This window comes from Halomonas kalidii, assembly GCF_030010475.1.
Classification (GTDB): Bacteria; Pseudomonadota; Gammaproteobacteria; order Pseudomonadales; family Halomonadaceae; genus Halomonas; species Halomonas heilongjiangensis.
Genome location: NZ_JASCQN010000029.1, coordinates 49298 through 72894, shown reverse-complemented (window position 1 = coordinate 72894; position 23597 = coordinate 49298). Strand labels below are relative to the sequence as shown.

The following is a 23597-nucleotide window of genomic DNA, read 5'->3' as shown; positions in this document are numbered from 1 at the left end:
CCCTGCCACCTCCCGCCGACCGGCGAGCCCGCAGAGGACTAGTCGAGATGCAGCCACCTGGCCAGTCGCGATCGGCGGTGGCGCCTCAGGTACCAGGGCAGCAGGGCCATGACGGTGAGGATCGTGACGGCCGCCGTGGTGCTGAGCAGGGGATGGAGCTCGAACGCATGGCCGAGACTGGCGAATACCACGGTCATCGGCAGCATGCCGATGACCGAGGCCAGGGCGAAACGCCATGCCCGGATGGCGGTCACGCCGGCGGCGTAACTGATCAGGGCGAAGGAAAAGATGGGAATCAGGCGGGTGAGCAGCACCGTGACGAAGAGCAGCCGCTGCGAGCCGTGCGTACCGAACAGCGGATTGTCCCGGAACCGCTCGCGCAACAGGTCACGCCCCAGTAGCCGGGCGAGGAAGAAGGCGATCAGTGCCCCGCTCAGGGCGCCGGTCACCGAGAGCATGACCCCGGGAATGATGCCGAATGCCAGCCCCGAGGCGGCTGTGACCGGCAGCGTGGGCAGGGGGCCGACCACCACCGTCAGCACCATGAGGGCCACCAGCAGCAGCGGCCCCAGCGCGCCGCGGCCGTTCAACCACCGCGACAGGGCGTCGGGCGACAGGGAGTCGGGCATGCCCAGCTGCCCCAGCACCAGCCAGACCAGGATCGTGCTCAGCGCCGCAGCGATGAGCACGCCCGAACGAAACAGCCAGTCACGCCGGGTCATGTCGCTCGCTCGAGGCGTCATCTACCCGGCCATGGGACAAGCGCAGACAACGGTCTAGCGGCGCCGCCACCCGGGGGCTATGGGTCACCACCAGCAGCGCGCTGCCGGCGTCATGCACCAGGGCGAGCAGCAGCGCGAGCACCTCGTCCGCGGTGGTCTCGTCGAGGTTGCCGGTGGGTTCGTCGGCGAGCAGCAGGGCGGGGCGCGGGGCGAGGGCGCGGCCGATGGCCAGGCGTTGCTGCTGGCCGCCGGAGAGCTGCTCCGGGTAGCGCTTCTCCAGCCCGGCCAACCCCAGGCGCGCGACCAGCTCGGCCGACCAGGCGGCCTCTTCGCGGCCGGCCAGGCGCGCCTGCAGGCGCAGGTTGTCGGCGACGTTCAGGCTCGGCACCAGATGGAACTGCTGGAACACCAGGCCCAGGGCCTCGCGGCGCAGCCGGGCCCGGGCGGGCTCGGCAAGCGTCGAGAGCGCGCGGCCGGCGAGGCGCACCTCGCCGGCATCGGGCAGGTCGAGCCCCGCGGCCAGGTGCAGCAGGGTCGACTTGCCGCTGCCCGACTCGCCCATCAGCGCCAGGCTCGCCCCGGCGTCCAGCGTCAGGTCGATGCCATCCAGCACCGTCAACGGCCCCTGGGGCGTGGCGTAGGCCTTGTGGACCTGGCGGAACTCGAGCATGAGGGGCTCCCATCGTGTTCAGGCTTCGATGGTCCCACAAAAAAGGCGCCACCCGAAGGTGGCGCCGGAAACCGTCGTCGGGGACGAGGATCAGTGGCTATGGCCGTGGTTGTCCTCGTCGTGGCCGTGACCATCGTCGTGATCGTGGCCGTGATCGTCATCGCCGTCATCGTCGTGGCCCGGCTCGGCCAGGGCGTCATGCAGGGTCTTGGCGTTGTGGCGCATCATGCCCAGATAGGTGCTCGCTTCGCCCTCGGCGGCCAGGGCGTCGGCGTAGAGGGTGCCGGCGATGGGCAGGCCGGTCTCCTCGGCGAGCTGATTGATGATCGCCGGGCTGGTCATGTTCTCGTGGAACAGCGCCTGGACGTTCTGCTCGCGGATCACGTCGATCAGCCGTGCCATGTCGGCGGCGCTGGGCTCGGCCTCGGAGGAGAGCCCCACCGGCGAGAGGAAGCGCAGGCCGTAGGCATTGGAGAAGTAGCCGAAGGAGTCGTGGCCGGTGATCACGCTGGTGGAGTCGGGAATCTCGGTGAGCAACTCGCGGATCTCTTCCTCGGTGGCCTCGATCTCGTTGAGGTAGCGTTCGGCGTTCTCGTTGTAGGCGATCTCGTTGGCCGGGTCGGCCTCGATCAGGCCGTCGCGGATATTGACCACGTAGACCTGGGCCATGGCCAGGTCCTGCCAGGCGTGGGGATCCCGGTCGCCGTGGTCGTGATCATCCTGGGCGTGATCGTCATGGCCCTCGTCCCCATGCTCGTCATGCCCGTGGTCGTCATCATCGTGGTCATGGCCGTGATCGTCATGGCCATGCTCATCGGGAGTGTCGTCATGGCCGTGGGCCTGATCAGGCGCGTGGCCAGGGTAGCCCAGCTCGTCGACGCCCTCGCTGGCGACCACCCGCGGCCCGGCATAGTCGCTTGAGTCGATCAGTCGCTCCATCCACCCCTCGAAGCGCAGGCCGTTGAACACCACCAGGTCGGCGTCGGCCAGGGCCCTGGCGTCGCCGGGGCTCGGTGAGTAGACGTGGGTATCGCTGTCGGGGTCGACCAGCGACATGACGTCGACGTGCTCACCGCCGACATTCTCGACCATGTCGGCGAGGATGCTGAAGCTGGCGATCACCTGGGGGCGTTCGGCCGCGAAGGCGGCCGGCAGTGCCAGCATGGCGGACGCGCCTATCACCAGGGCGGAGGGTCTGAGGGAACGCAACATGCAAGGGCTCCTTGGAATGATGTCAGTGGGGGTCGGTCACGCTGGTCAGTGGGGTTCGGGGGCGCCCAGCGGTGCGGCCTGCCGGCGCTGGCGCGCCAGCAGGCTGTGGTATCGCCCGAACAGGGCGGAGAGCATGTAGCCGATGCCGGCCAGCAGGATGATCGCCGGGCCGGAGGGGATGCCGAGGTGGTAGGAGAGCAGCAGGCCGCCGCTGCTGGCGACCATGGCGATGCCGATGGCGACGCCGATCAGCCCCTCCAGGCGCTTGCTCCAGAAACGTGCGGCGGTGGCCGGCAGCATCATCAGGCCCACGGCCATCAGCGTGCCCAGGGTCTGGAAGCCGGCGGTGAGGTTGAGCACCACCAGGCCGAGGAAGATGCCGTGGACCAGGCCGCCGTGGACCCCCTGGCCGCGCAGGAACAGCGGGTCGAGGCACTCCACCACCAGGGCGCGGAAGATGCCCGCGAGGATCACCACGATCAGGCTGCTGATGGCGGCGATCAGGACCAGCGCGGTGCTGTTCACGGCGAGGATCGAGCCGAACAGCACATGGGTGAGGTCGACGCTGCTGCCGCCCAACGAGACCAGCATCACCCCGGCGGCCAGCGAGATCAAAAAGAAGCTGGCCATGGCGGCGTCCTCGCGCTGGCCGGTCATCTGCGACACGCTGCCCGCCAGCACCGCCACCAGCAGCCCGGAGAGCACGCCGCCGAGGCTCATGATCGGCAGCGAGAAGCCGGCGACCAGGAACCCCAGCGCCACCCCGGGGAGGATGGCGTGGGCCATGGCATCGCCGATCAGGCTCATGCCGCGCAGCACCAGGAACACGCCCATGGGCGGGGCGGCCAGGGAGAGGGCCAGGCCGGCGACCAGGGCGCGACGCATGAAGCCGTAGTCGAAGGGGGCGATCAGCCACTCCTGGAGCAGCGCTAGCATGTGCCGACCCCCGGAATCGCGATCGACAGCGAGGCGGCCGCCGGGAACGGCGCCTGGGTCTTGAGGATGGCGTCGGGGGACGACCACTGCACATGGCCGCCGGCGAGCACCACGACCTCGTCGGCCAGCCGGGAGAGCTGCTCCATGTCGTGCAGCACCACGATGATGGTGGCGCCGGCCCGGGCCATGTCGCGCAGCACGGTCATCAGCACGTCGACGGTTTCGGCATCGACGTTGGCGAAGGGCTCGTCGAGCAGCAGCAGCTCGGCTTCCTGCATCAGGGTGCGGCCGATCAGCGCCCGCTGGCGCTGGCCACCGGACAGCTCGCCCAGCGGGCGGTGGGCCAGGTGGGAGATGCCCAGGCGCGCCATGATCTCGCGGCCGCGACGATAGTGCGAGGCGCAGTAGCCCGTCAGCGCCCCGTGGCTGGGCCAGCTGCCGGTCATCACCAGCTCTTCCACGCTCATCGGGAAGCTGAGGTCCAGGGCCAGCTGCTGGGGCAGCCAGGCGCGCCGCTCCTTGGGCACCGAGCACTCGACACGGCCGGTGATCGGCTTGAGCATGCCCATGATGCCCTGGATCAGGGTGCTCTTGCCGGTGCCGTTGGCACCGATCAGTGCAGTGATGGCGCCGTCGCGGAAGCTGCCCTCCACATGCTCGAGCACGGTGCGGTTGCCCTGGGCGAGCTGCAGGTCGTGCAGGCGCAGTCGGGTCGATGCTGCCCGGGACATCAGGACCACCACCCCGCCGCCCAGGATACCGTCAGCCACAGCAGGGCGAGCGGTATCGTCGCCAGCAGCAGCCGGCGCGTGGCGGACAGCGACATCAGCGAGAAATGACAGGGCCCCTCCGGGCGATGCCGGTGGGTGTGTGAGCGGTGTGCCATGACACGGCTCCTCCGGGTATCAGGAATAAGATATAACATAACAAATGCGCGACGCGAGCACAGCCTCACGGCGATCATTTTCCCGGGCAGATGGCCGCCCGGGACGGCAGTATCCCGCATCCGGGGAGAAATGGCACCGCCCCGCGGGCTCATGTCGCAGCTCGGTGTCGCGGTCGAGCAAGCCGCCGCCCCAGTATCCCGCGGGGGGCGGCCAGCAGCGAGACCAGGTAGCCCGCACCGGCGAGCAGGATGATGCTGGGCCCGCTGGGCAAGCCCAGGTGATAGGACGCCAGCAGGCCGACCACACTGGCCGCCAGCGCGACGCCCACAGCGATGGCGATCATGCCCTCGAGCCGCTGGCTCCAGTAGCGGGCCACGGCGGCGGGCAGCAGCATCAGCCCGGCGGCCATCAGGGTGCCCAGGGTCTGGAAGCCGATCACCAGGCTGGCGACGACCAGCGCCATGAACAGGGCATGAAACCACCCGGCGTGCCGGCCCTGCAGGGTGAGGAAGGTGGGATCGAGGCACTCCACCACCAGGGCCCGGAAGGCGACCGCCACGGTGGCCAGCACCACGCTGCTCGCCACTCCCACCAGCAGCAGGGTGGGCGTGTCGACGGCGAGGATCGAGCCGAACAGCACGTGGCCGAGGTCCAGCGGCGACCCCGACAGGGACATCACCATCACCCCGGCCGCCATGGCGACCAGGAACAGGCTGGCCATGGCGGCGTCCTCCCGCAGCCCGCTGATGGTGGAGATGCTGCCGGCCACGGCGACCGTGGCCAGACCGGCGGCGAGTCCGCCGAGCATCATCAGCGGCAGCGAGAAGCCCGCCAGCAGGAAGCTCACGGCCACGCCGGGCAGGATGGCATGCGACAGCGCCTCGCCCATCAGGCTCAGGCCGCGCAGGATCAGCAGCACGCCGATGACCGGCGCGGTCAGCGACAGGGTGATGCAGGCGGCCAGGGCGCGCCGCATGAAGGCATAGTCCAGCGGCGAGGTGAACCACCACAGCAGGGTATCGAGCATCGGAGCATCCGGAAGACGATGTTAGGTATGTTATATCATAACATTTGTGCGGATGCTTCCAATGCCTGGCGACTCGAGCCGCGGCGGCTGGCTCAGTAGCGCAGCGCCACCCCCAGCTGGTTGGGTCCCACCAGGAAGGCGTATTCGCCCTCGAGATGGATATCGCCGATCGACACCCGCGCCGGCTGGAAGCGGTTCACCGCCGACGTGGCCTGGCGCGGCTGGGTCTGCAGTTGCAGCTCGCTGACCAGCATGCCGGTGGCGAAGTTGATCGCCCCGTCGCGCTCGCGGCCATCGCCCACGGCGATCAGTAGCCCCGCCGCGGCGTTTACCGCCAGCGAGCCGAGGCGGGCCTCCAGGCTGCGCCGCTGGCGCTCCTCCTCGGCCACGGCCTCGAGCAGCCGGCGGGCGCTCTCGATATCGCCCCCACCGTCACGCAGCTCGCGATGGGCCCGGGGGTGCGGCTGACGATCCAGGAACATGCCGCCCAGCGCCAGGGCGGACTTCACCACCCCCACCCGGGCGTCGTAGCGGTCGTCGCGGTCGCTCGCCTCGCTGGCCTGCCAGGCGTTCACCGCCAGGCTGGTGGCATAGACCCCGGTCCAGCCCGCCTGCCAGAGGTTGGCGTGGCGCTCGCCCCGGGCCAGGGCGTCCTCGTAGGCTTGCAACTCCTGCCCGGGCGTCTGGGCCAGGGTCGGGGCGGCAAGCCCGGTCAGCAGCAGGGCCAGCAGGCAGGCAAGCAGGCGAGTCGATGGCATGGTGGTCTCCGATGGGCAGGGGTGGGCCTTCCAAGCGTAGCACCGGCGGGCCGTCCGGGCGGCGTGGCCGTCACCGGTTCGCCGACGGCGAGAGCCCCTTCATCGCTTGGCTCGCGAGCCGACACCGCCGGGCGCGGAAGTGACCGCTCACCGGCGGATGTCGTAGAGTCGAGGGGCGCAGCCACGAGGAGGACCCCATGCGCCCGTCTCTCGACGACCTTGCCCTCGATACCCTCTTTCGAGAGGCGCACACCGCCCACGACTTTCTCGACGAGCCCGTCGACCCGGCCACCTGGCGGCGGCTCTACGACCTGCTGAAGTGGGGCCCCACCTCGATGAACTGCCAGCCGGCGCGCTATGTCTTCGTCACCAGCCTCGAGGCCAAGTCGCGGCTGGTCCCGGCGCTTTCCGAGGGCAACCGCGACAAGAGCGTCCGGGCCGCCGCCACCGTGATCGTGGCCACCGACACCCGCTTCTACGAGCACCTGCCGACGCAGTACCCCCACTCGCCCAATGCCTGCGAGCGCTTCGCCGCCAACCCCGACAAGGCGCGTGAAACCGCCCTGCGCAACGCCACCCTGCAGGGCGGCTACCTGATCCTCGCCGCCCGCTCCCTGGGCCTGGACGCCGGCCCCATGAGCGGCTTCGACAACGCCATGGTCGACGAGGAGTTCTTCCCCGACGGCCGCTACCGGAGCAACTTCCTGGTCAACCTGGGCGTCGCCGACCCGCAGGCGACCCGCCCCCGGGCGCCGCGGCTGGCCTTCGAGGAGGTGGCGGAGGTGCTGTGAGGGAGCGGCCCCTGGGGGTTCCCGGCGCTCTCGATGAACGGGGCCCGTGGGGTGCCGGCACGCGCGCCGTCGAGGAGTGATCGCGGCCGCGCCGGTTGTCCACTAGGCTTGAGGGTGAGCCAGGGGAGGCCGCGGCGTGGGAAGTCGCGGTGGCGGGGCTTGAGTGCAGGTTCACTTGCCGAAGACAGGAGGTGTGTGATGGGTACCTGTGCCACTTGCGGTAATCAATACGACAACACTTTCACGGTCAGCAAGGACGGTGAGAGCTTCGATTTCGACTCCTTCGAATGCGCCATCCACAAGCTGGCGCCGACCTGTGTGCAGTGCGGCTGCCGGGTGGTCGGGCACGGGGTGCAGCACGACGACACGATCTTTTGCTGCGCCCACTGTGCCGAAATGGCCGGTGAGACCGGGCTGGTCGACCACAACTGAAGCAGGGCCGGATTCCCGCCCGACGCGGCACTGCCGCACTCTCGGTGACGACCAGCACGCCCCCGCCCGCAGGCGGGGGCGCTGGTTTCGGGCCAGGCAAAGGCCTAGGCAAATTCCTCGGTATCGATTTCCTTCTGCAGGGCCTCGCTGTATCGCTCGCCCGCCACCTGGTCCGGCGTCATCATGGCGTTCAAGCGGGTGACGGTGGCGGCCTCCAGGCTCAGCTCCTCGGCGGCCAGGTTCTCGCGCATATGCGCCACGGAGCGGGAGCCGGGGATCGGGATGACGTCGTTCCCCTGCGCCCTGAGCCAGGCCAGCGCCAGCTGCGCGGGGGTCACCTCCAGCTCCGCGGCCACCGCCCGCACCGCCTCCAGTTGGCGCAGGTTGCGGGGCAGGTTCTCGGCGCTGAAGCGCGGCATGTTCCGGCGAATGTCCTTCGCTTCCAGGCTCTCCACCTCGGTGATGGTGCCCGTCAGGAAGCCGCGCCCCAGGGGGCTGAAGGCCACCAGCGCCGTGTCCGCCTCGCGGCACGCCGCGATCAGCGCGATCTCGGGGTTGCGGGTCCACAACGAGTACTCGGACTGCACCGCGGCGATGGGGTGCTCGGCCCGGGCGCGGCGCAGGGTGGCCGCGGAGACCTCGGAGAGCCCGACCGCGCGGATCTTGCCCTCCTCCACCAGGCGCCCCAGCGCCCCGACGCTCTCCTCGATGGGCACCCGGCGATCCAGGCGGTGCAGGTAGTAGAGGTCCAGGTGGTCGGTGCCCAGGCGCGCAAGGCTCGCCTCGCACTGCCGGCGCAGCGTCTCGGGGCGCCCGTCGATCACCTTCCGGCCGAGCTCGGGATCGAAGGCCATGCCGCACTTGCTGGCCAGCAGCACCTGGTTCCGCCTGCCCGCGAGGGCCTTGCCCACCAGCCGCTCGTTGGCCGTCTTTCCGTACAGGGTCGCGGTATCGAAGTGGCGATAGCCCATGTCGAACGCCTGATCCAGGGCGCGCAGCGCCTCGGGCTTGGACACCGGGCTGCCGTAGGCATGGGAGAGGTTCATGCAGCCCAGGCCGATGCTGGGCGAGGCCACTTCCTTCAGGCGAGCGAAGACGGTCGACATGGAGACTCCTGGTCAGGGGGCACGGAAAAGGCGCACCGGCAGGGCCGGTGGCGGTAGCGCCTCATCATGCCGAGGCGGGGCAGGGGATCGCAAGGTGGAGACTCTCACCGACCGGGCGATCCGGCCGGGCCGCCAGCGCCGGGAGGTCCTGGGGCAGGCTCGGAGGAATCCCCAGGAGCCTTACTGGAAAATCAGTATCTCGAGAGTGTTCTGGCGGTGGGCCGCCGGCGCTGGGAGGCCCTAGGGGGTCAGACCCCGGCGGCGGCGAATCCACTCGCCTCGTGCACGATGACACGCCGGCAACTCGGCTGGGGTCTGACCCCTTAGGGGCGGGCCGCGGCGTTTTTGTTCGGCGAACGTGCCGCTATCGTCAAGAAACTTGTAAAAAGGCCCCGGGGTCAATCCCAGCGGATCCAGCTGGCCAGCGCCTCGCGGTTGGCGATCTCGATCTGCTGGGCGCGCGGGTCGGGTTCGCTGTGATGCGGGTTCACCCCGAGTTCCCGCAGGGCGTAGAGCACCAGCGGACCTCGGCAATACAGCAGCAGCTCACCCTCCGTCATGCCGTAGTCCATGGCGAGGAGCTCACGCTCGGCATCGGGCAACCGCCGGTCGGGGATCAGCCTGACGGCCACCTGGGTGTGCCACTTCTCGTCATGCTGGCCGCCATGAGCCCCCAGCATCTCTCCACAGGGCTCCGGTACTCCCCGGAAGCGGCTCAACACGAAGTCCCGATAGGCAAGGTGCTTCTCACAGAAGGCACGCACATGCCAGCGCCCGGCAGCGAACACCAGGGTATGTGGCACGATGATGCGCTCCTCCCCCGCCGGGCTGGAAAACGACGCATAGGTCACCTCCAGCCTCAGCCCCTGGCGCGATGCCTTGACCAGTTCGCGTACCACTTCCGGTGACACCTGGCGGCTGGGCAGGGGCAACGACTCGGTATCCGCAGCCCCCAGCCCTAGACCGGCGAAGGGCGAGTCCAACCCCTGACCCGACCCCAGCAGATGTAGGTACTCTTCGACCCGGCCGAGGGTGACGTGTGGCGAGAAGTGCTCGGCGGGCAGGAATCCCTTGCGCGACTCGTCATACACCAGGTTCGCGGGCACCAGTTCCCGATAGCGCTTGAGCACCTTCTGCGCCTGCTGGCGCCCGATGCCGAACGCCTGGCCGATATGCGAAGACGTCACCCGCCCCTCCCACAGTGCCAGGATCTCGATCAGCCGGTAGCGGGCCAGGGTGTCCCAGGGGAGAGAGGTGTTCTCTTGCATGAGGACTCCTTCCATGAGCATCGACTGATCATGACCCGGATCAGGACAGGGTTGAAGAGTAAGGTGGTCATATCATCAGGAGTGGCGAAGTGGGATTAGGGGTGCTTAGCTGGAGGGACTGAGTTTTATCTGACTAAGGCAGGGTTGCATGCATTACGCACACTCATCTTCCAACCCAGATAAATCAGACTGGCAGTCCCTTGAAAATCATCTCAAGGCTGTCGCACGTTTGGCCATTGAGCGAGCAAGCCGTTTTGGAGCCCCCGCTTGGGGTGAGGCTGCAGGACTGCTCCACGATGTTGGCAAGTACACCCTTCCCTTTCAGCGACGCTTGGAGGGTTCGCCGGAGCGAGTGGATCACTCCACAGCCGGCGCGCATATCGCCATCGAGACGTATCCTCAGGTTGGCCACCTGTTGGCCTACCTGATCGCCGGTCACCATGCGGGGCTCGCCAATGGACGCGATGTCGGCGAGCGCACACCACTGGAGCTGCGCCTGGAGGCGGACCTGCCCACGCTCGATCCGGTATGGCAGCAGGAGATAGGCCTACCCGGCGAGCTGGAGCCCCCACCACACTTCCAGATGCGTCGCGACAGAGGCTACTTTCAGTATGCCTTCCTGGCGAGAATGGTGTTTTCCTGCCTGGTCGATGCCGATTTTGTCGATACCGAGGCCTTCTATGCCGTGCATGAGAAAGGCGTGCCCCACGCGCGTGGTGGCGGGCCGCCGTTGGACGTGCTGCGTGATGCTCTGAATCAGCACCTGGCCACCTTCAAGGCAGACCGCGACGTCAATCGCCTGCGTGGTGAGATCCTCTCCCATGTGCGCGCTCAAGCCGAGCTGCCGCCTGGCAGGTTCTCGCTGACAGTGCCGACCGGTGGGGGCAAGACGCTGACCTCGTTGGCTTTCGCTCTCGATCATGCCATCGCTCACGGCATGGATCGGGTGATCTACGTGATTCCGTTTACGAGTATCGTCGAGCAGAACGCCGCGGTGTTTCGCGATGCCCTGGGGAAGCACGGCAAGGCGGCGGTACTGGAGCACCATAGCGCTTTCGATGCTGGCGATCATCGCGACCGCCATAGCATCGACAAGCTGCGCCGCGATAGCGAGAACTGGGATGCGCCGATCATCGTTACCACGGCGGTACAGTTCTTCGAAAGCCTGTTTGCCGCCAAAACCTCGCGCTGCCGAAAGCTACACAACATCGCAAGTAGCGTGGTAATTCTCGACGAGGCACAGACCATGCCCTTACCGCTACTGCGGCCCAGCGTGGCGGCACTGGACGAACTGGCGTTGAACTATCGAACCAGCATCGTGCTGTGCACGGCGACCCAGCCGGCGTTGGCAGAAACCGACGATTCCGAGCGTAGTTTCGTCGGTGGCTTGCGTAATCTCAGGGAACTGGCACCGGAACCCGAATGCCTCTACCGCCAGTTGGAACGCGTAAGCGTGCGCCATATCGGTCCGCTGGACGATGAGGCGCTGCGCGATGAACTGCTCGCGACCGATCAGGTGCTGTGCATCGTCAACAACCGTCATCATGCGCGGTCGCTGTTCAAATCGATAGCGGATCGGCCCGGTGCCTATCACCTCACCACTTCGATGTGCGCCGTACATCGTCGCCAAGTACTGGCCGAGATACGTTTAGCCCTCGGAGATGGCCAGTTCTGCCGAGTAATTTCGACATCTCTAATAGAAGCTGGTGTCGATGTCGACTTCCCGCGCGTATTGCGCGCCGAGGCGGGACTGGATTCCATCGCCCAGGCGGCCGGGCGCTGTAACCGTGAGGGCAGGCGCAGTACGTCGGACAGCGAGGTCGCCATCTTCGCCACTGCCAACGACGAATGGGCTCCGCCGCCTGAGCTCAAGCAATTCGCCCAGGCCACCGTCGAAGTGCTCAGGCACCACCGAGACGACCCCCTGTCGTTGGCGGCGATAGAGGCCTATTTTCGGCTGCTGTACTGGCAGCAGGGGCCGCAGCGGCTGGATCGGCACGACCTATTGAAGTTGGTCGAGGATGGCCGTCTTGAAGGCCTTCCTTTCGAAATCCTTGAGCAGAAGTTTCGCATGATCGAGAACAACCAGCGTGCCGTGATCATCCCTTTCGATGACAAGGTTCGGGATGCGTTGAGGGAGCTAGCGTATGCCGAGGGGGTAGGGGGTATCGCCCGCAAGCTGCAGCCCTATACGGTGCAAGTGCCGCAGCAGGGCTTCGTCGCGCTGGAGCGGGTGGGAGCCATCGCGGCCATTGAGCCCGACAAGTTCGGCGACCAATTTATGGTGCTGGTCACCGAGGATCTCTATGACGAGCGGTTAGGGCTGAACTGGAGCGAGCCCACGTATATGAAGACGGAGAATTTGATTTTGTAAGGACAACTGATAGGAAGTGGATGTTTGCCAAGTAGGGGACTAGTCTTGTGGACAGCCACACTGAGCTGAGAGCAGGCCATGCCCCCCGACCATCAGGGAGACCCAAGAGAGTTCATCCTGCTGTGTAGTATTCGCAGAGGACGAGTCTTGCTGGCCATGGAGTGGGGGGCAGCGGTTATTAGGCTTGAAGCGCCCACTAGAAGGATTTGGCTTTTGGTCTCCCTGGCAGTAGCAGCGCTACCTATCTGGTTGGGCTGGCTCATGTGAGGGAGTGGATAGAAACCTATCAGTTGTACTTACTGTTGTCGCCCCGACCTGTCGGGGCGCGGATCTCTACCAAAGGACGCAACGATGGCATATGGGGTTCGTCTGCATATCTGGGGGGAGCGGGCCTGCTTTACACGGCCCGAGATGAAGGTCGAACGCGTCTCCTACGATGTGATCACACCGTCTGCGGCACGAGGCATCCTGGAGGCAATCCACTGGAAACCGGCGATTCGCTGGTGTGTGGATCGCATCCATGTGCTGAAGCCAATCCGTTTCGAGTCGCTGCGCCGTAACGAAGTCGCGGGCAAGGTGCCCGCTTCCATCGTCACCAAGGCGATGAAGTCAGGGCGCGTCGACGATGTGGCCTACTTCGTCGACCAGAACCGTCAGCAGCGCGCTGCCACGATCCTGCGTGATGTCGGTTATGTGATCGAGGCTCACTTCGAGTTCACCTCGCGTGCCGACAAAAGCGATACGCCCGGCAAGCATCTGGATATCTTCAACCGCCGCGCCCGGCAGGGGCAGTGCTTCCATATGCCGTGTCTGGGCACACGGGAGTTTCCCGCTAGCTTTACCCTGATCGAAGCCGATGCTGCTATGCCAGCCATTGATGACCTCTTGAGCGGTGAGCGTGACCTTGGCTACATGCTGCACGATATCGACTTCGCCAATGGCAAGGCGCCGCGTTTCTTTCGCGCCAGTATGCTGGATGGCGTGATCGAAGTGCCGCCTTTCGAGGAGGCGCTGGCATGATCCTTACGGCTCTCAATGACTACTACCAGCGGCTGGCGGAAGAAGAGAAGGTGCCGCTGCCAGGCTTCAGCAGTGAGAAAGTCAGCTTCTGCTTGGTGTTTTCCCAGGATGGAAAGCCGTTACAGATCGGTGATCTGCGCGACACTACCGGCAAGAAACCACGGCCGAGACCTTGTCAGATGCCTGTGGACAAGCGGCGCACCTCGGGCATCCACGCCTATCCGCTGTGGGACAAGACTGCCTATGCCCTTGGTGTCTCTGCCGGAGAAGGCAAGCGCCTGGCCGATGAGCATGCGGCGTTCAAGGCGCGCCAGCTGGCGCTGTTCGGCGAGAACGATGATCCCGATCTGGTTGCCTTTCTGAGATTGCTCGATCAATGGAAGCCGGAGCAACTCGCCGAACTCCCCGGATACAGTGAAGAGGTATTGGATACCAATGTCATATTCCGGCTCGATAGCCAGCGGCAGTACCTGCATGAAAACAGGGAGGCGCGCCGGCTATGGGGCGCCGCGCTGGAAAGTGGCGAAGGGGTATCGGGTCAGTGCTTGATCACCGGCGAGATCGCCCCGTTGGGCACCGACCATCCCGCAATTCGGGGAGTCAGGGATGCACAGTCGTCTGGCGCATCGCTCGTTTCGTTCAACAGTGATGCCTATGAGTCTTACGGCTACAGCAAGAATCAAAACGCCTCGATCTCCAAGGCGGCCATCTTCGGCTATTCGACGGCGCTGAATCATTTGCTTCGAGGTGATGCCGACAATCGTCAGCGCCTGCAGATCGGCGATGCTACGGTGGTGTTCTGGGCCAAGGCCAGGGACACGGCGCATGCCGAGGCCGCCGAAGGCTTTTTTGCCATGCTCAACGAACCGCCCAGCGACGAGCAGGAGGCCACCAAGCTAGGTACCCTACTGAAGCAGGTCGCCGAGGGGCGCCTTTTGGCAGAACTGGATCCCATGCTGGAAGCGGATACCCAGTTCTTCGTGCTGGGATTGGCGCCCAACGCGGCGCGCCTATCGGTGCGCTTCTGGCATGTCGATAGTTTGGAGCACCTGGCGCAGCACTATGCCCACCACCACCAAGACATGTCGCTAGAGCCTTCTCCTTGGAAAGGTATGACGCCGGGAGCGTGGCGGCTTGCACTGCAGACGGCACCCATTCATGGCGACAGGCCAAAAGCTGAGGACGTTCTTCCTCAACTAGCCGGAGAGTTGATGCGCTCCATTCTTACCGGCTCTCGTTACCCACGCTCACTTCTCAACAATATCGTCATGCGATTTCGCAATGACGGCAAGATCAGCGGCATTCGAGTCGCACTCTGCAAGGCTGTGCTCGCGCGCGAGGGTCGCCTCGCGGTGCATTCGAACTCAACCACTCAGGAGGTGCCCGTGAGTCTCGATCCTCATTCCACCCACCCCGGCTACTTGCTGGGCAGGCTATTCGCCGAGTTGGAAAGCGCTCAGCGCGGCGCGCTCGGTAACGAGGTGAATGCCACCATTCGTGATCGATATTACGGCGCTGCCTCGGCAACGCCGGCCAGCGTCTTCCCCATGCTGTTGCGTAATGTTCAGCATCATTTGTCGAACATGCGCAAGAAGGACAAGGGAGGGCTGGCGCACAAGATCGAAGGCGAGATAGGCACCATCATCGACGGTTTGGGCGACAGGTTCCCCAGGAGCTTGCGCATTGAAGAGCAGGGGCGTTTTGCGATTGGTTATTACCATCAGTCTCAAGCCCGCTTTGCCAAGAAAGACAGCGCCGCTAAAAATGCAGAAGACGAGCAGGGAGAGTCAGAATGAGTGCCATCACGAACCGCTACGAATTTGTGCTGCTGTTTGACGTCACCAATGGCAATCCCAATGGTGATCCGGATGCCGGCAACCTGCCAAGGCTCGATCCGGAGACCAACCAGGGCCTAGTGACCGATGTCTGCCTCAAGCGGAAGATCCGCAACTACGTTGCCCTGGAGAAGGAAGAAGACGCCGGCTATGCCATCTATATGCAGGAGAAGTCGGTGCTCAACAACCAACACAAGAAGGCCTATGATGCGCTCGATATCAAGCCCGAGCCGAAGAAGCTGCCTAAGGAGGTGGAAAAGGCTCGTGCGCTGACCGAATGGATGTGCCGGAACTTCTTCGACGTACGCACCTTCGGTGCGGTGATGACCACCGAGGTCAACTCCGGCCAGGTGCGTGGCCCGGTGCAGATGGCCTTTGCCAGCTCTATCGACCCGGTAGTGCCGATGGAGGTCTCGATCACCCGCATGGCGGTCACCAATGAGCGCGACCTCGAGAAGGAGCGCACCATGGGCCGCAAGCACATCATCCCCTATGGCCTCTATCGCGCGCATGGCTACATATCGGCCAAGCTCGCCGAGCGTACCGGCTTCTCGGAAGACGATCTCGAGCTGTTGTGGCGTGCGCTGGTTAATATGTTCGAGCATGACCGCTCCGCTGCCCGGGGCGAGATGTCGGCACGCAAGCTGATCGTCTTCAAGCATGACCACTCGATGGGTAACGCCCCGGCGCACCAGCTTTTTGATAGCGTTATCGTCAAGCGTGTCGAAGGCGAGGAGAATACGCCGGCTCGTCACTACAGCGACTATCGCGTCTCAATCGATGCCGAGGCCTTGCCGGCTGGGGTCAGCGTCGTCGAGCAGCTGTAGGCGAATGAGATGGAGGATGACGTTCGCCCGATCCCTCTCTCGGCGCTGCAGCACATGCTGTTCTGTCCGCGCCAGTGTGCGTTGATCCACCTAGAGCAGCAGTGGGCGGAAAACCGCTATACGGCGGAAGGGCGCATCCTCCATGAGCGTGCTGATCATCTGGGGCATGAGCGTCGGCGAGGCATTCATACCGCCATGGCGCTTCCGCTGGCCAGTGAGGCGCTGGGATTGACCGGGGTTGCCGATGTGGTCGAGTTCGATGAATCCCGGGAGCCTGCAGTGGTTCGGCCCATCGAGTACAAGCGTGGTCGGCCCAACGCCCATCGCGCCGATGAAGTGCAGCTCTGTGCCCAGGCGCTGTGCCTGGAGGACATGCTAAACGTCAGGGTTGAGTACGGCGCGCTCTACTATGGCAAGACGCGGCGGCGAAAGAGTGTCGCGTTCGACGATGAGTTGCGGGCACTGACCCTGCGCGTCATCGCCGAGACTCGCGCGCTCTTCGATAACAACCGTACACCTCCAGCCATCTATGAGCCCAAACGCTGTGACCACTGCTCGTTGGTCGATGCCTGCCAACCGCAAGTAATGGGCAAGCAGCGCTCGGCAGGCCGCTGGCTGGAGCGCCAAATTCAATCTCTGGATGAGTGAATCGTATGCGCCGCCAGCTCAATACGCTCTACATCACCACTGAAGGTGCCTGGCTCAAGAAGGATGGAGACAATGTGGTCATGGATGTCGAGGGCAAGGAGCGGGCGCGGCTCCCCATCCATATGCTCGAATCGCTGGTGTGTTTCGGCAGGGTGCTGGTATCTCCACCATTGATGGGCTTTTGTGCCGAACAAGGGGTCACCATTACCCACTTGTCGCCCAACGGTAAGTTCCTCGCGCGTATCGAGGGGCCGGTATCCGGCAACGTGCTGCTGAGGCGCGCACAGTACCGCACAAGCGATGACGCAACCGGCTGCGCCGCCATCGTCCGTGGTATGTTGATCGGCAAGGTGCACAATCAGCGCGCGGTGATCGCCAGGGGGCTGCGTGACTACGGTAGCAAGCTGGACCTGTCCGAGCGCGAAGGGGTGGAAAGGGCGCGTACTCGCTTGGGCAGAATCGCACGCGACCTATTGAGCGAGCCCGCCACGAACGGACTGCGAGGCTTGGAGGGTGAAGCCGCGCAGGTCTATTTCAGCGTTTTCGATAGCCTTGTTCGCCACGACGGAGAAGCATTCCGTTTCACTGGCCGCAATCGCCGCCCACCGCGTGATCGCCTCAATGCGCTGCTGTCCTTTCTCTATACCCTGTTGACCCACGACTGCCGTTCGGCGGTGGAAAGCGTAGGGCTGGACCCCGCGGTGGGGTTCCTGCATCGGGATCGACCCGGGCGGCCCAGTCTGGCACTCGACCTTGCCGAGGAGTTCAGGCCGTTACTGGGGGACCGGTTGGCGCTGTCACTGGTCAATCGTCGGCAGCTGGGGGAGAAGGACTTCACGGTTGCCGAAAGTGGTGGCGTGGTGCTGACCGACGATGCGCGCAAGACGGTGCTGACTGCCTATCAGGAGCGGAAGCGCGAGGAGCTCAACCATGCCTTTGTCGGTGAGAAGGCCCCGATTGGCATGTTGCCGATCCTGCAGGCGCAACTACTGGCACGCCATCTGCGCGGTGATCTGGATGCCTATCCACCCTTCCTGTGGAAATGATCTGTCGATGAGGAGAGCGCGGCGATGATGGTTCTGGTCAGCTACGATGTCAGTACCTCTTCCGAAGGTGGTGAGGGTCGGCTGCGTCGCGTCGCGAAGGCCTGCCGTGATGTCGGGCAGCGTGTGCAATTCTCGGTATTCGAGATTGAGGTCGATCCCGACCAATGGGTGCGTCTGCGGCAGCGGTTGATCGACCTGATCGACGATGAGGTCGACAGCCTGCGCTTCTATTTCCTGGGCAGGAACTGGAAGAACCGTATCGAGCATATCGGCGCCAAGCCCGCCTTGGATATGAACGGCCCCCTCGTTTTCTGATTTTCCTGTTGTCTTGCGAACCCTAAGCGTCCGGTGTTTTTCGGGCAGGTTCGCGACTCTTTAACAATATGATTTTTTTGTGCTTTTTTGACCGTGACCAGTTGGCTTGCTGAAGTGGTCGTCGATATTGGTATGGATCGCCGTGGTGACGGCATTTCATTCAATATTTCAATGCTTTATAAAGAAGCAGTCGCGGCCCGCCCGGGCCGTGCGGATAGAAACATCAAGAGAGGGGCGGGGCCCTGGACAACGATCTGCGTCGCGGCCCGCCCGGGCCGTGCGGATAGAAACAACGACAGCACCCTCGCGGCCATCCGCAAGCTCAAGTCGCGGCCCGCCCGGGCCGTGCGGATAGAAACTTCGCCGCGCCGATGAGCGCTGATAGGTCGGGGTCGTCGCGGCCCGCCCGGGCCGTGCGGATAGAAACCACATCACGCTGAAGCGGCAAGACCCACACTCAGGTCGCGGCCCGCCCGGGCCGTGCGGATAGAAACTCAGTGGAGAGCGGGCCGCATGCATTCACCGAAGGTCGCGGCCCGCCCGGGCCGTGCGGATAGAAACGAGGAGGGCGGCGGCGCCATCCGCGCCGCCGCGCGTCGCGGCCCGCCCGGGCCGTGCGGATAGAAACTACTCGGTAGGGGGTGTTGTGTGAGCACTGACCGCGTCGCGGCCCGCCCGGGCCGTGCGGATAGAAACCCCATCTATTGGGCTCGCGGCATGGTCAATAACGGGTCGCGGCCCGCCCGGGCCGTGCGGATAGAAACCGTCGCGGTGGCGCCATTGGTCGCGAACGACTGGTGTCGCGGCCCGCCCGGGCCGTGCGGATAGAAACAGTCTGTCCAGAAGGAAAATCGCCAGGTCATCGCCTGTCGCGGCCCGCCCGGGCCGTGCGGATAGAAACCTCGTCGCTGCGCCCCTTGCCCGGCCGGCGCAGCGTCGCGGCCCGCCCGGGCCGTGCGGATAGAAACCCATTTAACGTACCGCGTGCGCCCCGCTGGCTGTCGTCGCGGCCCGCCCGGGCCGTGCGGATAGAAACCCGGCGATCGTGACGCCCCTGGAGATTTGACCATGTCGCGGCCCGCCCGGGCCGTGCGGATAGAAACACCACTTTGGGCTTGTCAGCAGCGGCCAGACTGACGTCGCGGCCCGCCCGGGCCGTGCGGATAGAAACCGCGTGTCCGGATGGCGACAAGGTGGCGACGTGGAGTCGCGGCCCGCCCGGGCCGTGCGGATAGAAACAGCGTCTTCCACTCGCTCACAGACTGCTCGGTCACGTCGCGGCCCGCCCGGGCCGTGCGGATAGAAACGCCCCGGGCCTTCACCGGCTGCTCGACAACCCCATGTCGCGGCCCGCCCGGGCCGTGCGGATAGAAACCATCTCGCACGTCGGCCTCGAGGACGCGATCTCCCGCGTCGCGGCCCGCCCGGGCCGTGCGGATAGAAACCTGCTGACCCTCAACCAGGGCGGCGCGACGACCGAGTCGCGGCCCGCCCGGGCCGTGCGGATAGAAACGTCGTGGGCATCGCACAGGTCGCGCAGTCCCTGGAGGTCGCGGCCCGCCCGGGCCGTGCGGATAGAAACGTCGACCGCAACGGCGGCGTCCACCTGATCGCCGGGTCGCGGCCCGCCCGGGCCGTGCGGATAGAAACGAGTCGACCAGCGGCGAGTCGATCCCCGGCTGGAACGTCGCGGCCCGCCCGGGCCGTGCGGATAGAAACAATATGTTCCGCGACCTGGCCGACATCGGGCAGCAGTCGCGGCCCGCCCGGGCCGTGCGGATAGAAACGCCAGCACTGGCGCCGCAACCAGGATGAGGCCAAGGTCGCGGCCCGCCCGGGCCGTGCGGATAGAAACTGCACTGGGCTCGTCGTCATCGCGTGGCCCCTCGTGTCGCGGCCCGCCCGGGCCGTGCGGATAGAAACCCGACGACATGGGCCGCGTGCTCAGCCTCGACGAGGTCGCGGCCCGCCCGGGCCGTGCGGATAGAAACACGCCGAGCGAGCCTGCGACCGAGACGATCCGGCTGTCGCGGCCCGCCCGGGCCGTGCGGATAGAAACTCCGCGCTGCTTCAGGTCGATGCCGGCGACCTCTAGTCGCGGCCCGCCCGGGCCGTGCGGATAGAAACACGCAGATCTACATCCAGAACAACCTGCCGTATGCCGTCGCGGCCCGCCCGGGCCGTGCGGATAGAAACTACCTCCGCCGCCAGTGCCCTCGATGGACACGGGTCGCGGCCCGCCCGGGCCGTGCGGATAGAAACAACACTGACAAGGGGGAGAGAACCTCCCACGAGCAGTCGCGGCCCGCCCGGGCCGTGCGGATAGAAACTCGCTTTTCTCGTCAGTCATCACGCTGACCGCCTTGTCGCGGCCCGCCCGGGCCGTGCGGATAGAAACGTCTTCGAGCGCGACGACATCACCGAGAAGCAGCTGTCGCGGCCCGCCCGGGCCGCGCGGATAGAAACGCTCTCGGGTGAGTAGTGCTCGGTGGCGATCATCGCGTCGCGGCCCGCACGGGCCGCGCGGATAGAAACAGGCTGCCTTTGCCGATAGCGTTGATGTTCAGAGGTCGCGGCCCGCACGGGCCGCGCGGATAGAAACCACCACGGCCACCAGAAGCCCAACGCCTCGCTGCGTCGCGGCCCGCCCGGGTCGCACGGATAGAAACGACGGTCAGCCGCCGTTCGACGCTGACCACCCTGATCGCGGCCCGCCCGGGTCGCGCGGATAGAAACACGTAGCGGCCGACCTTCAGGGCGTTGTAAAGCTGTCGCGGCCCGCTCGGGTCACGCGGATAAAAACTGCCATCCGGGCAGCATGGCCAGATTGTAGAACACGTCGCGGCCCGCTCGGGTCGCGCGGATTGAAACCAGGTCATGGGCTTCCACTGGGAACGCCTCGGCTGTCGCGGCCCGCACGGGCCGCGCGGATAGAAACATGGGCTGGATCGCCGGCAACCGGGCCGACCGGCTCGTCGCGGCCCGCCTGGGCCGCGTGGATAGAAACCGCTGGCAGCGCGCCCCGGTGATGAGCATCAGCGTGTCGCAGCCCGCTCGGGCCGTGCGGATAGAAACTGGCGTTATCCCAAATGGATATTTAACGAGTATTTGGTCGCGGTCCGCCCGGGGCGCGCGGATAGAAACATGAAGGGCGGGGTGATGCTCATCGACCTGGTGGAGTCACAGCCCCGGGCTGCGCGGATAGAAACCGCTCGCTCGGCTCGGCCATGTCGGAGTCCGTGGTCGCGGCCCGCCCGGGCTGCGCGGATAGAAACACAGGGGTAGTCGGGCATGGCTCAGGCCTCCTGGGTCGCGGCCCGCCCGGGCCGCGCGGATAGAAACGGCACGTCACGCACTTCGAGCACGCTGTCGGCGGGTCGCGGCCCGCACGGGTCGCGCGGATAGAAACTTTTATGTTCATTGACCGTCGAGGCCAGGAGAATGTCGCGGTCCGCACGGGCCGCGCGGATAGAAACCCCACCTATGATGAGCTGCAGCCCTTGTTGCGTAATGTCGCGGCCCGCACGGGCTGCGCGGATAGAAACAAGACCACCGCCCAGCTGTGGGTGGAGGACCTCGTCGCGGCCCGCATGGGCCGCGCGGATAGAAACCTCGCCCGAGATCGAGGGCGAGAGCCTTGAGGGCGGGTCGTGGCCCGCCCGGGCTGCGCGGATAGAAACACGCCCAGGCGCTTGGCCTTGCCGCGAACGGCTCAAGTCGCGGTCCGCCCGAGCCGCGCGGATAGAAACATCATCGGCAGGTACTGGCGCCAGGCAGTGGCGTGGTCGCGGCCCACCCGGGGCGCGTGAATAGAAACTCTGTGAGCAGATACTCGTGCAGGCGGTTGAGCAGTGTCGCGGTCCGCCCGGGCCGCGCGGATAGAAACTCGTCGATGCCGTTGATCAGGCCGTCGAGCAGGTGTCGTGGTCCGCCCGGGCCGCGCGGATAGAAACGCCCGCCGCTACAACGGGCCCGACTTCGAGCGCAAGTCGCAGCCCGCACGGGCCTCGGGGATAACAACGCGCCGCATGGCCCCCGACCGAGGCCCTCGCCCCGGCCGGGGCCATGCGCCTCCGGGCGCATTTGAAAGCGCCCGCTGGAAGCCATATACCTGATAGGAAGGAGCCGACAGGCAAGCTACCGCGCCGCCACGGTGATACCCCACCGCATGCGGCCAACCGGGAGGCATTACATGCAGCGCACGACCGACATGCCCGCCAGCGTCACCGCGACACTCACCTATCTGGTCAAGCGCGATGCGAAACCCTACGTGCATACCGAGGCGCTGACCGGTGACAGTGAGCCGCACTATTTTGCCGAGCAGGAGGCGCGCGAGGTCACGCTATACAACGGCCGTCCGTTGGCGGACGGCTTGTCCCTGGACACGCAGGGCTTCGAGCTGCACCGGCGGGAGACGACGGTCGACGATCTCTACGACGATGCGTCGGTCGAAAGCGCCTACTATGCCGAGGTCGAGGCCTTGATCAAGGAGCTGACCGGTGCGCGCCGGGTCGTCATCTTCGATCACACCCGGCGCAGCGACGCCGAGCAGCGGGATATTCGCGGCCCGGCCTGCCGTGTGCATAACGACTACACCGAGCACTCGGGCCCCGAGCGTATCCGCGACGTGCTGGGCAGGGACGAGGCCGCCGCGCTGGAGACGGTGCCGGTGGCCCAGATCAACCTGTGGCGCCCGATACGCGGGCCCGTCAAGCGTTCGCCGCTGGCCTTGCTGGACGCCTCGACGCTCGACCCCGGCGACCTGCTGGCCACCGATCTGGTCTACCCGGATCGCCTCGGCGAGATCTACCACCTGGCCTACCATCCGCACCAGCGCTGGTACTATTTTCCCGATATGCGCCGTGACGAGGCCTTGCTGATCAAGGGGTATGACTCGCGTCGCGACGGCCGTGCCCGCTTCACCCCCCACACCGCCTTCCAGGACCCTACTACGCCGCCGGGCGCCCCGCCGCGCGAGAGTATCGAGGTCCGCACCCTGGCCTTCTTCGGCTAGGCTCCTGCTCCCCGGCGGTGCCGCCCCGTTGCTGTTACCCTCTGGGCAGGCCCCATCTATCGCAAGGAACCGTGCCATGACCCCCGATACCCCCTTCGACAAGACCCTCGCCGCCCTCGATGCCCTGCACGCGGAGGACCCGCGCCGCGTCGAGGTCGATGGCGAGTCGTTGCCGCTGGAGCTGTGGCATGGCCGGCGGATGAGCGCCTGGCTCGAGCGGCTGATGGAGGCTCCCGACGAGCTGGTGCAGCTGGCGGTGCGGGCGCAGCACCTGCAGCGCTGGCAGGTGCCGCGCGGCGACTACCCCGAGGGGCGGGTGGGCTATCTCACCTGGCGGCGCGACCAGGGCAAGCGCGCCGGCGAGACCACGGCGCGGGTGATGCAGGAGGCCGGCTACGCGGCCGAGCAGGCCGAGCGGGTGGCGCAGATGATCCGCAAGCAGGGGCTGGGGCGCGACGAGGGCACCCAGGCGGTGGAGGACTGCGCCTGCCTGGTGTTCCTGGAGAACTACTTCGCCGACTTCTCGAAGCAGGTGGAGCATGACCACCTGATCCGCATCGTGCAGAAGACCTGGAAGAAGATGTCGCCGCGGGCCCACGAGCTGGCGCTGGGGCTGCCCATGGCGCCCGAGGCGCGGGCGCTGGTGGAAGAAGCCCTGGCCGGGTAACCGCGCGGTTGCGTGGAGCTTCACCGGGTAGCCGGCCCAGGC

21 protein-coding genes and 1 CRISPR repeat array are annotated in these 23597 nt (G+C 65.9%); of the genes, 11 read left to right on the top strand and 10 right to left on the bottom strand.

What is annotated here, in order from left to right:
• Positions 1–38: 38 nt before the first annotated feature.
• The 8 genes from QLQ85_RS07585 to QLQ85_RS07550 all read right to left on the bottom strand — a co-directional run bounded on the left by QLQ85_RS07585 (position 39) and on the right by QLQ85_RS07550 (position 6212).
• The gene (locus QLQ85_RS07585) at positions 39–722 is read right to left on the bottom strand and encodes a TVP38/TMEM64 family protein (RefSeq protein WP_282738433.1); all 684 of its coding nucleotides are present in this window, start codon (positions 720–722) and stop codon (positions 39–41) included.
• Entirely contained in the window at positions 709–1392 is a 684-nt protein-coding gene (locus QLQ85_RS07580; RefSeq protein WP_282738432.1) for an ABC transporter ATP-binding protein, read from the bottom strand. Before QLQ85_RS07580 ends, QLQ85_RS07585 begins: the two co-directional genes overlap by 14 nt.
• A 90-nt stretch (positions 1393–1482) precedes the next feature.
• Positions 1483–2604: a metal ABC transporter solute-binding protein, Zn/Mn family gene (locus QLQ85_RS07575; protein ID WP_282738431.1), complete on the bottom strand. Its 1122-nt coding sequence runs from the start codon at positions 2602–2604 to the stop codon at positions 1483–1485.
• A 45-nt stretch (positions 2605–2649) separates the two neighbouring features.
• On the bottom strand, positions 2650–3540 hold the full coding sequence (locus QLQ85_RS07570) for a metal ABC transporter permease (RefSeq protein ID WP_282738430.1): 891 nt from the start codon (positions 3538–3540) through the stop codon (positions 2650–2652).
• Complete coding sequence (locus tag QLQ85_RS07565; RefSeq protein ID WP_282738429.1) at positions 3534–4271, bottom strand: metal ABC transporter ATP-binding protein; 738 nt, start codon at positions 4269–4271, stop codon at positions 3534–3536. The genes QLQ85_RS07570 and QLQ85_RS07565 overlap by 7 nt, the downstream gene beginning before the upstream one ends.
• Entirely contained in the window at positions 4271–4426 is a 156-nt protein-coding gene (locus QLQ85_RS07560; RefSeq protein WP_181422068.1) for a hypothetical protein, read from the bottom strand. Before QLQ85_RS07560 ends, QLQ85_RS07565 begins: the two co-directional genes overlap by 1 nt.
• Before the next feature lie 149 nt (positions 4427–4575).
• A complete protein-coding gene (locus QLQ85_RS07555; protein ID WP_282738428.1) occupies positions 4576–5454 on the bottom strand; it encodes a metal ABC transporter permease in 879 nt (292 codons plus the stop codon).
• Between the two features lie 92 nt (positions 5455–5546).
• Positions 5547–6212 carry a hypothetical protein gene (locus QLQ85_RS07550; RefSeq protein ID WP_282738427.1) on the bottom strand — a complete coding sequence of 222 codons (666 nt, stop codon included), beginning with the start codon at positions 6210–6212 and terminating at the stop codon, positions 5547–5549.
• 197 nt (positions 6213–6409) lie between these two features.
• Between QLQ85_RS07550 and QLQ85_RS07545 the strand changes: the two genes are divergently transcribed.
• Positions 6410–7003 (top strand): malonic semialdehyde reductase, encoded by a 594-nt coding sequence (locus QLQ85_RS07545; RefSeq protein WP_282721043.1) that lies wholly within the window; start codon positions 6410–6412, stop codon positions 7001–7003.
• A gap of 198 nt (positions 7004–7201) precedes the next feature.
• Positions 7202–7435 (top strand): hypothetical protein, encoded by a 234-nt coding sequence (locus QLQ85_RS07540; RefSeq protein ID WP_282721042.1) that lies wholly within the window; start codon positions 7202–7204, stop codon positions 7433–7435.
• A 104-nt stretch (positions 7436–7539) separates the two neighbouring features.
• Here the strand turns inward: QLQ85_RS07540 and QLQ85_RS07535 are convergent, their stop codons facing one another.
• Positions 7540–8541 (bottom strand): aldo/keto reductase, encoded by a 1002-nt coding sequence (locus QLQ85_RS07535; RefSeq protein ID WP_282738426.1) that lies wholly within the window; start codon positions 8539–8541, stop codon positions 7540–7542.
• Positions 8542–8939: 398 nt separating this feature from the next.
• Positions 8940–9809: a WYL domain-containing protein gene (locus QLQ85_RS07530; RefSeq protein ID WP_282738425.1), complete on the bottom strand. Its 870-nt coding sequence runs from the start codon at positions 9807–9809 to the stop codon at positions 8940–8942.
• A gap of 148 nt (positions 9810–9957) precedes the next feature.
• Here QLQ85_RS07530 and QLQ85_RS07525 point away from each other — a divergent pair, with 148 nt between their 5' ends.
• From QLQ85_RS07525 to QLQ85_RS07485, 9 genes are all read left to right on the top strand, one after another.
• Entirely contained in the window at positions 9958–12183 is a 2226-nt protein-coding gene (locus QLQ85_RS07525) for a CRISPR-associated endonuclease Cas3'' (RefSeq protein ID WP_282738424.1), read from the top strand.
• Positions 12184–12534: 351 nt separating this feature from the next.
• Positions 12535–13203, top strand: a complete 669-nt coding sequence (cas5c, locus tag QLQ85_RS07520) for a type I-C CRISPR-associated protein Cas5c (protein WP_282738423.1) — start codon at positions 12535–12537, stop codon at positions 13201–13203.
• The gene (gene cas8c / locus QLQ85_RS07515; protein WP_282738422.1) at positions 13200–14999 is read left to right on the top strand and encodes a type I-C CRISPR-associated protein Cas8c/Csd1; all 1800 of its coding nucleotides are present in this window, start codon (positions 13200–13202) and stop codon (positions 14997–14999) included. The genes cas5c and cas8c overlap by 4 nt, the downstream gene beginning before the upstream one ends.
• A complete protein-coding gene (gene cas7c, locus QLQ85_RS07510; protein WP_282738421.1) occupies positions 14996–15865 on the top strand; it encodes a type I-C CRISPR-associated protein Cas7/Csd2 in 870 nt (289 codons plus the stop codon). Before cas8c ends, cas7c begins: the two co-directional genes overlap by 4 nt.
• 9 nt (positions 15866–15874) lie before the next feature.
• On the top strand, positions 15875–16513 hold the full coding sequence (gene cas4, locus QLQ85_RS07505; RefSeq protein WP_282738420.1) for a CRISPR-associated protein Cas4: 639 nt from the start codon (positions 15875–15877) through the stop codon (positions 16511–16513).
• A 5-nt stretch (positions 16514–16518) separates the two neighbouring features.
• Positions 16519–17559: a type I-C CRISPR-associated endonuclease Cas1c gene (gene cas1c / locus QLQ85_RS07500; protein WP_282738419.1), complete on the top strand. Its 1041-nt coding sequence runs from the start codon at positions 16519–16521 to the stop codon at positions 17557–17559.
• Between the two features lie 24 nt (positions 17560–17583).
• Complete coding sequence (gene cas2, locus QLQ85_RS07495; RefSeq protein ID WP_253452289.1) at positions 17584–17874, top strand: CRISPR-associated endonuclease Cas2; 291 nt, start codon at positions 17584–17586, stop codon at positions 17872–17874.
• Between the two features lie 189 nt (positions 17875–18063).
• A CRISPR array of direct repeats spans positions 18064–21018; the repeat unit is 33 nt; unit sequence GTCGCGGCCCGCCCGGGCCGTGCGGATAGAAAC.
• 1048 nt (positions 21019–22066) lie between these two features.
• Positions 22067–22888 carry a CmcJ/NvfI family oxidoreductase gene (locus QLQ85_RS07490; RefSeq protein WP_282738418.1) on the top strand — a complete coding sequence of 274 codons (822 nt, stop codon included), beginning with the start codon at positions 22067–22069 and terminating at the stop codon, positions 22886–22888.
• Positions 22889–22964: 76 nt separating this feature from the next.
• Positions 22965–23555, top strand: a complete 591-nt coding sequence (locus tag QLQ85_RS07485) for a DUF4202 domain-containing protein (protein ID WP_282738417.1) — start codon at positions 22965–22967, stop codon at positions 23553–23555.
• Positions 23556–23597: the final 42 nt, after the last annotated feature.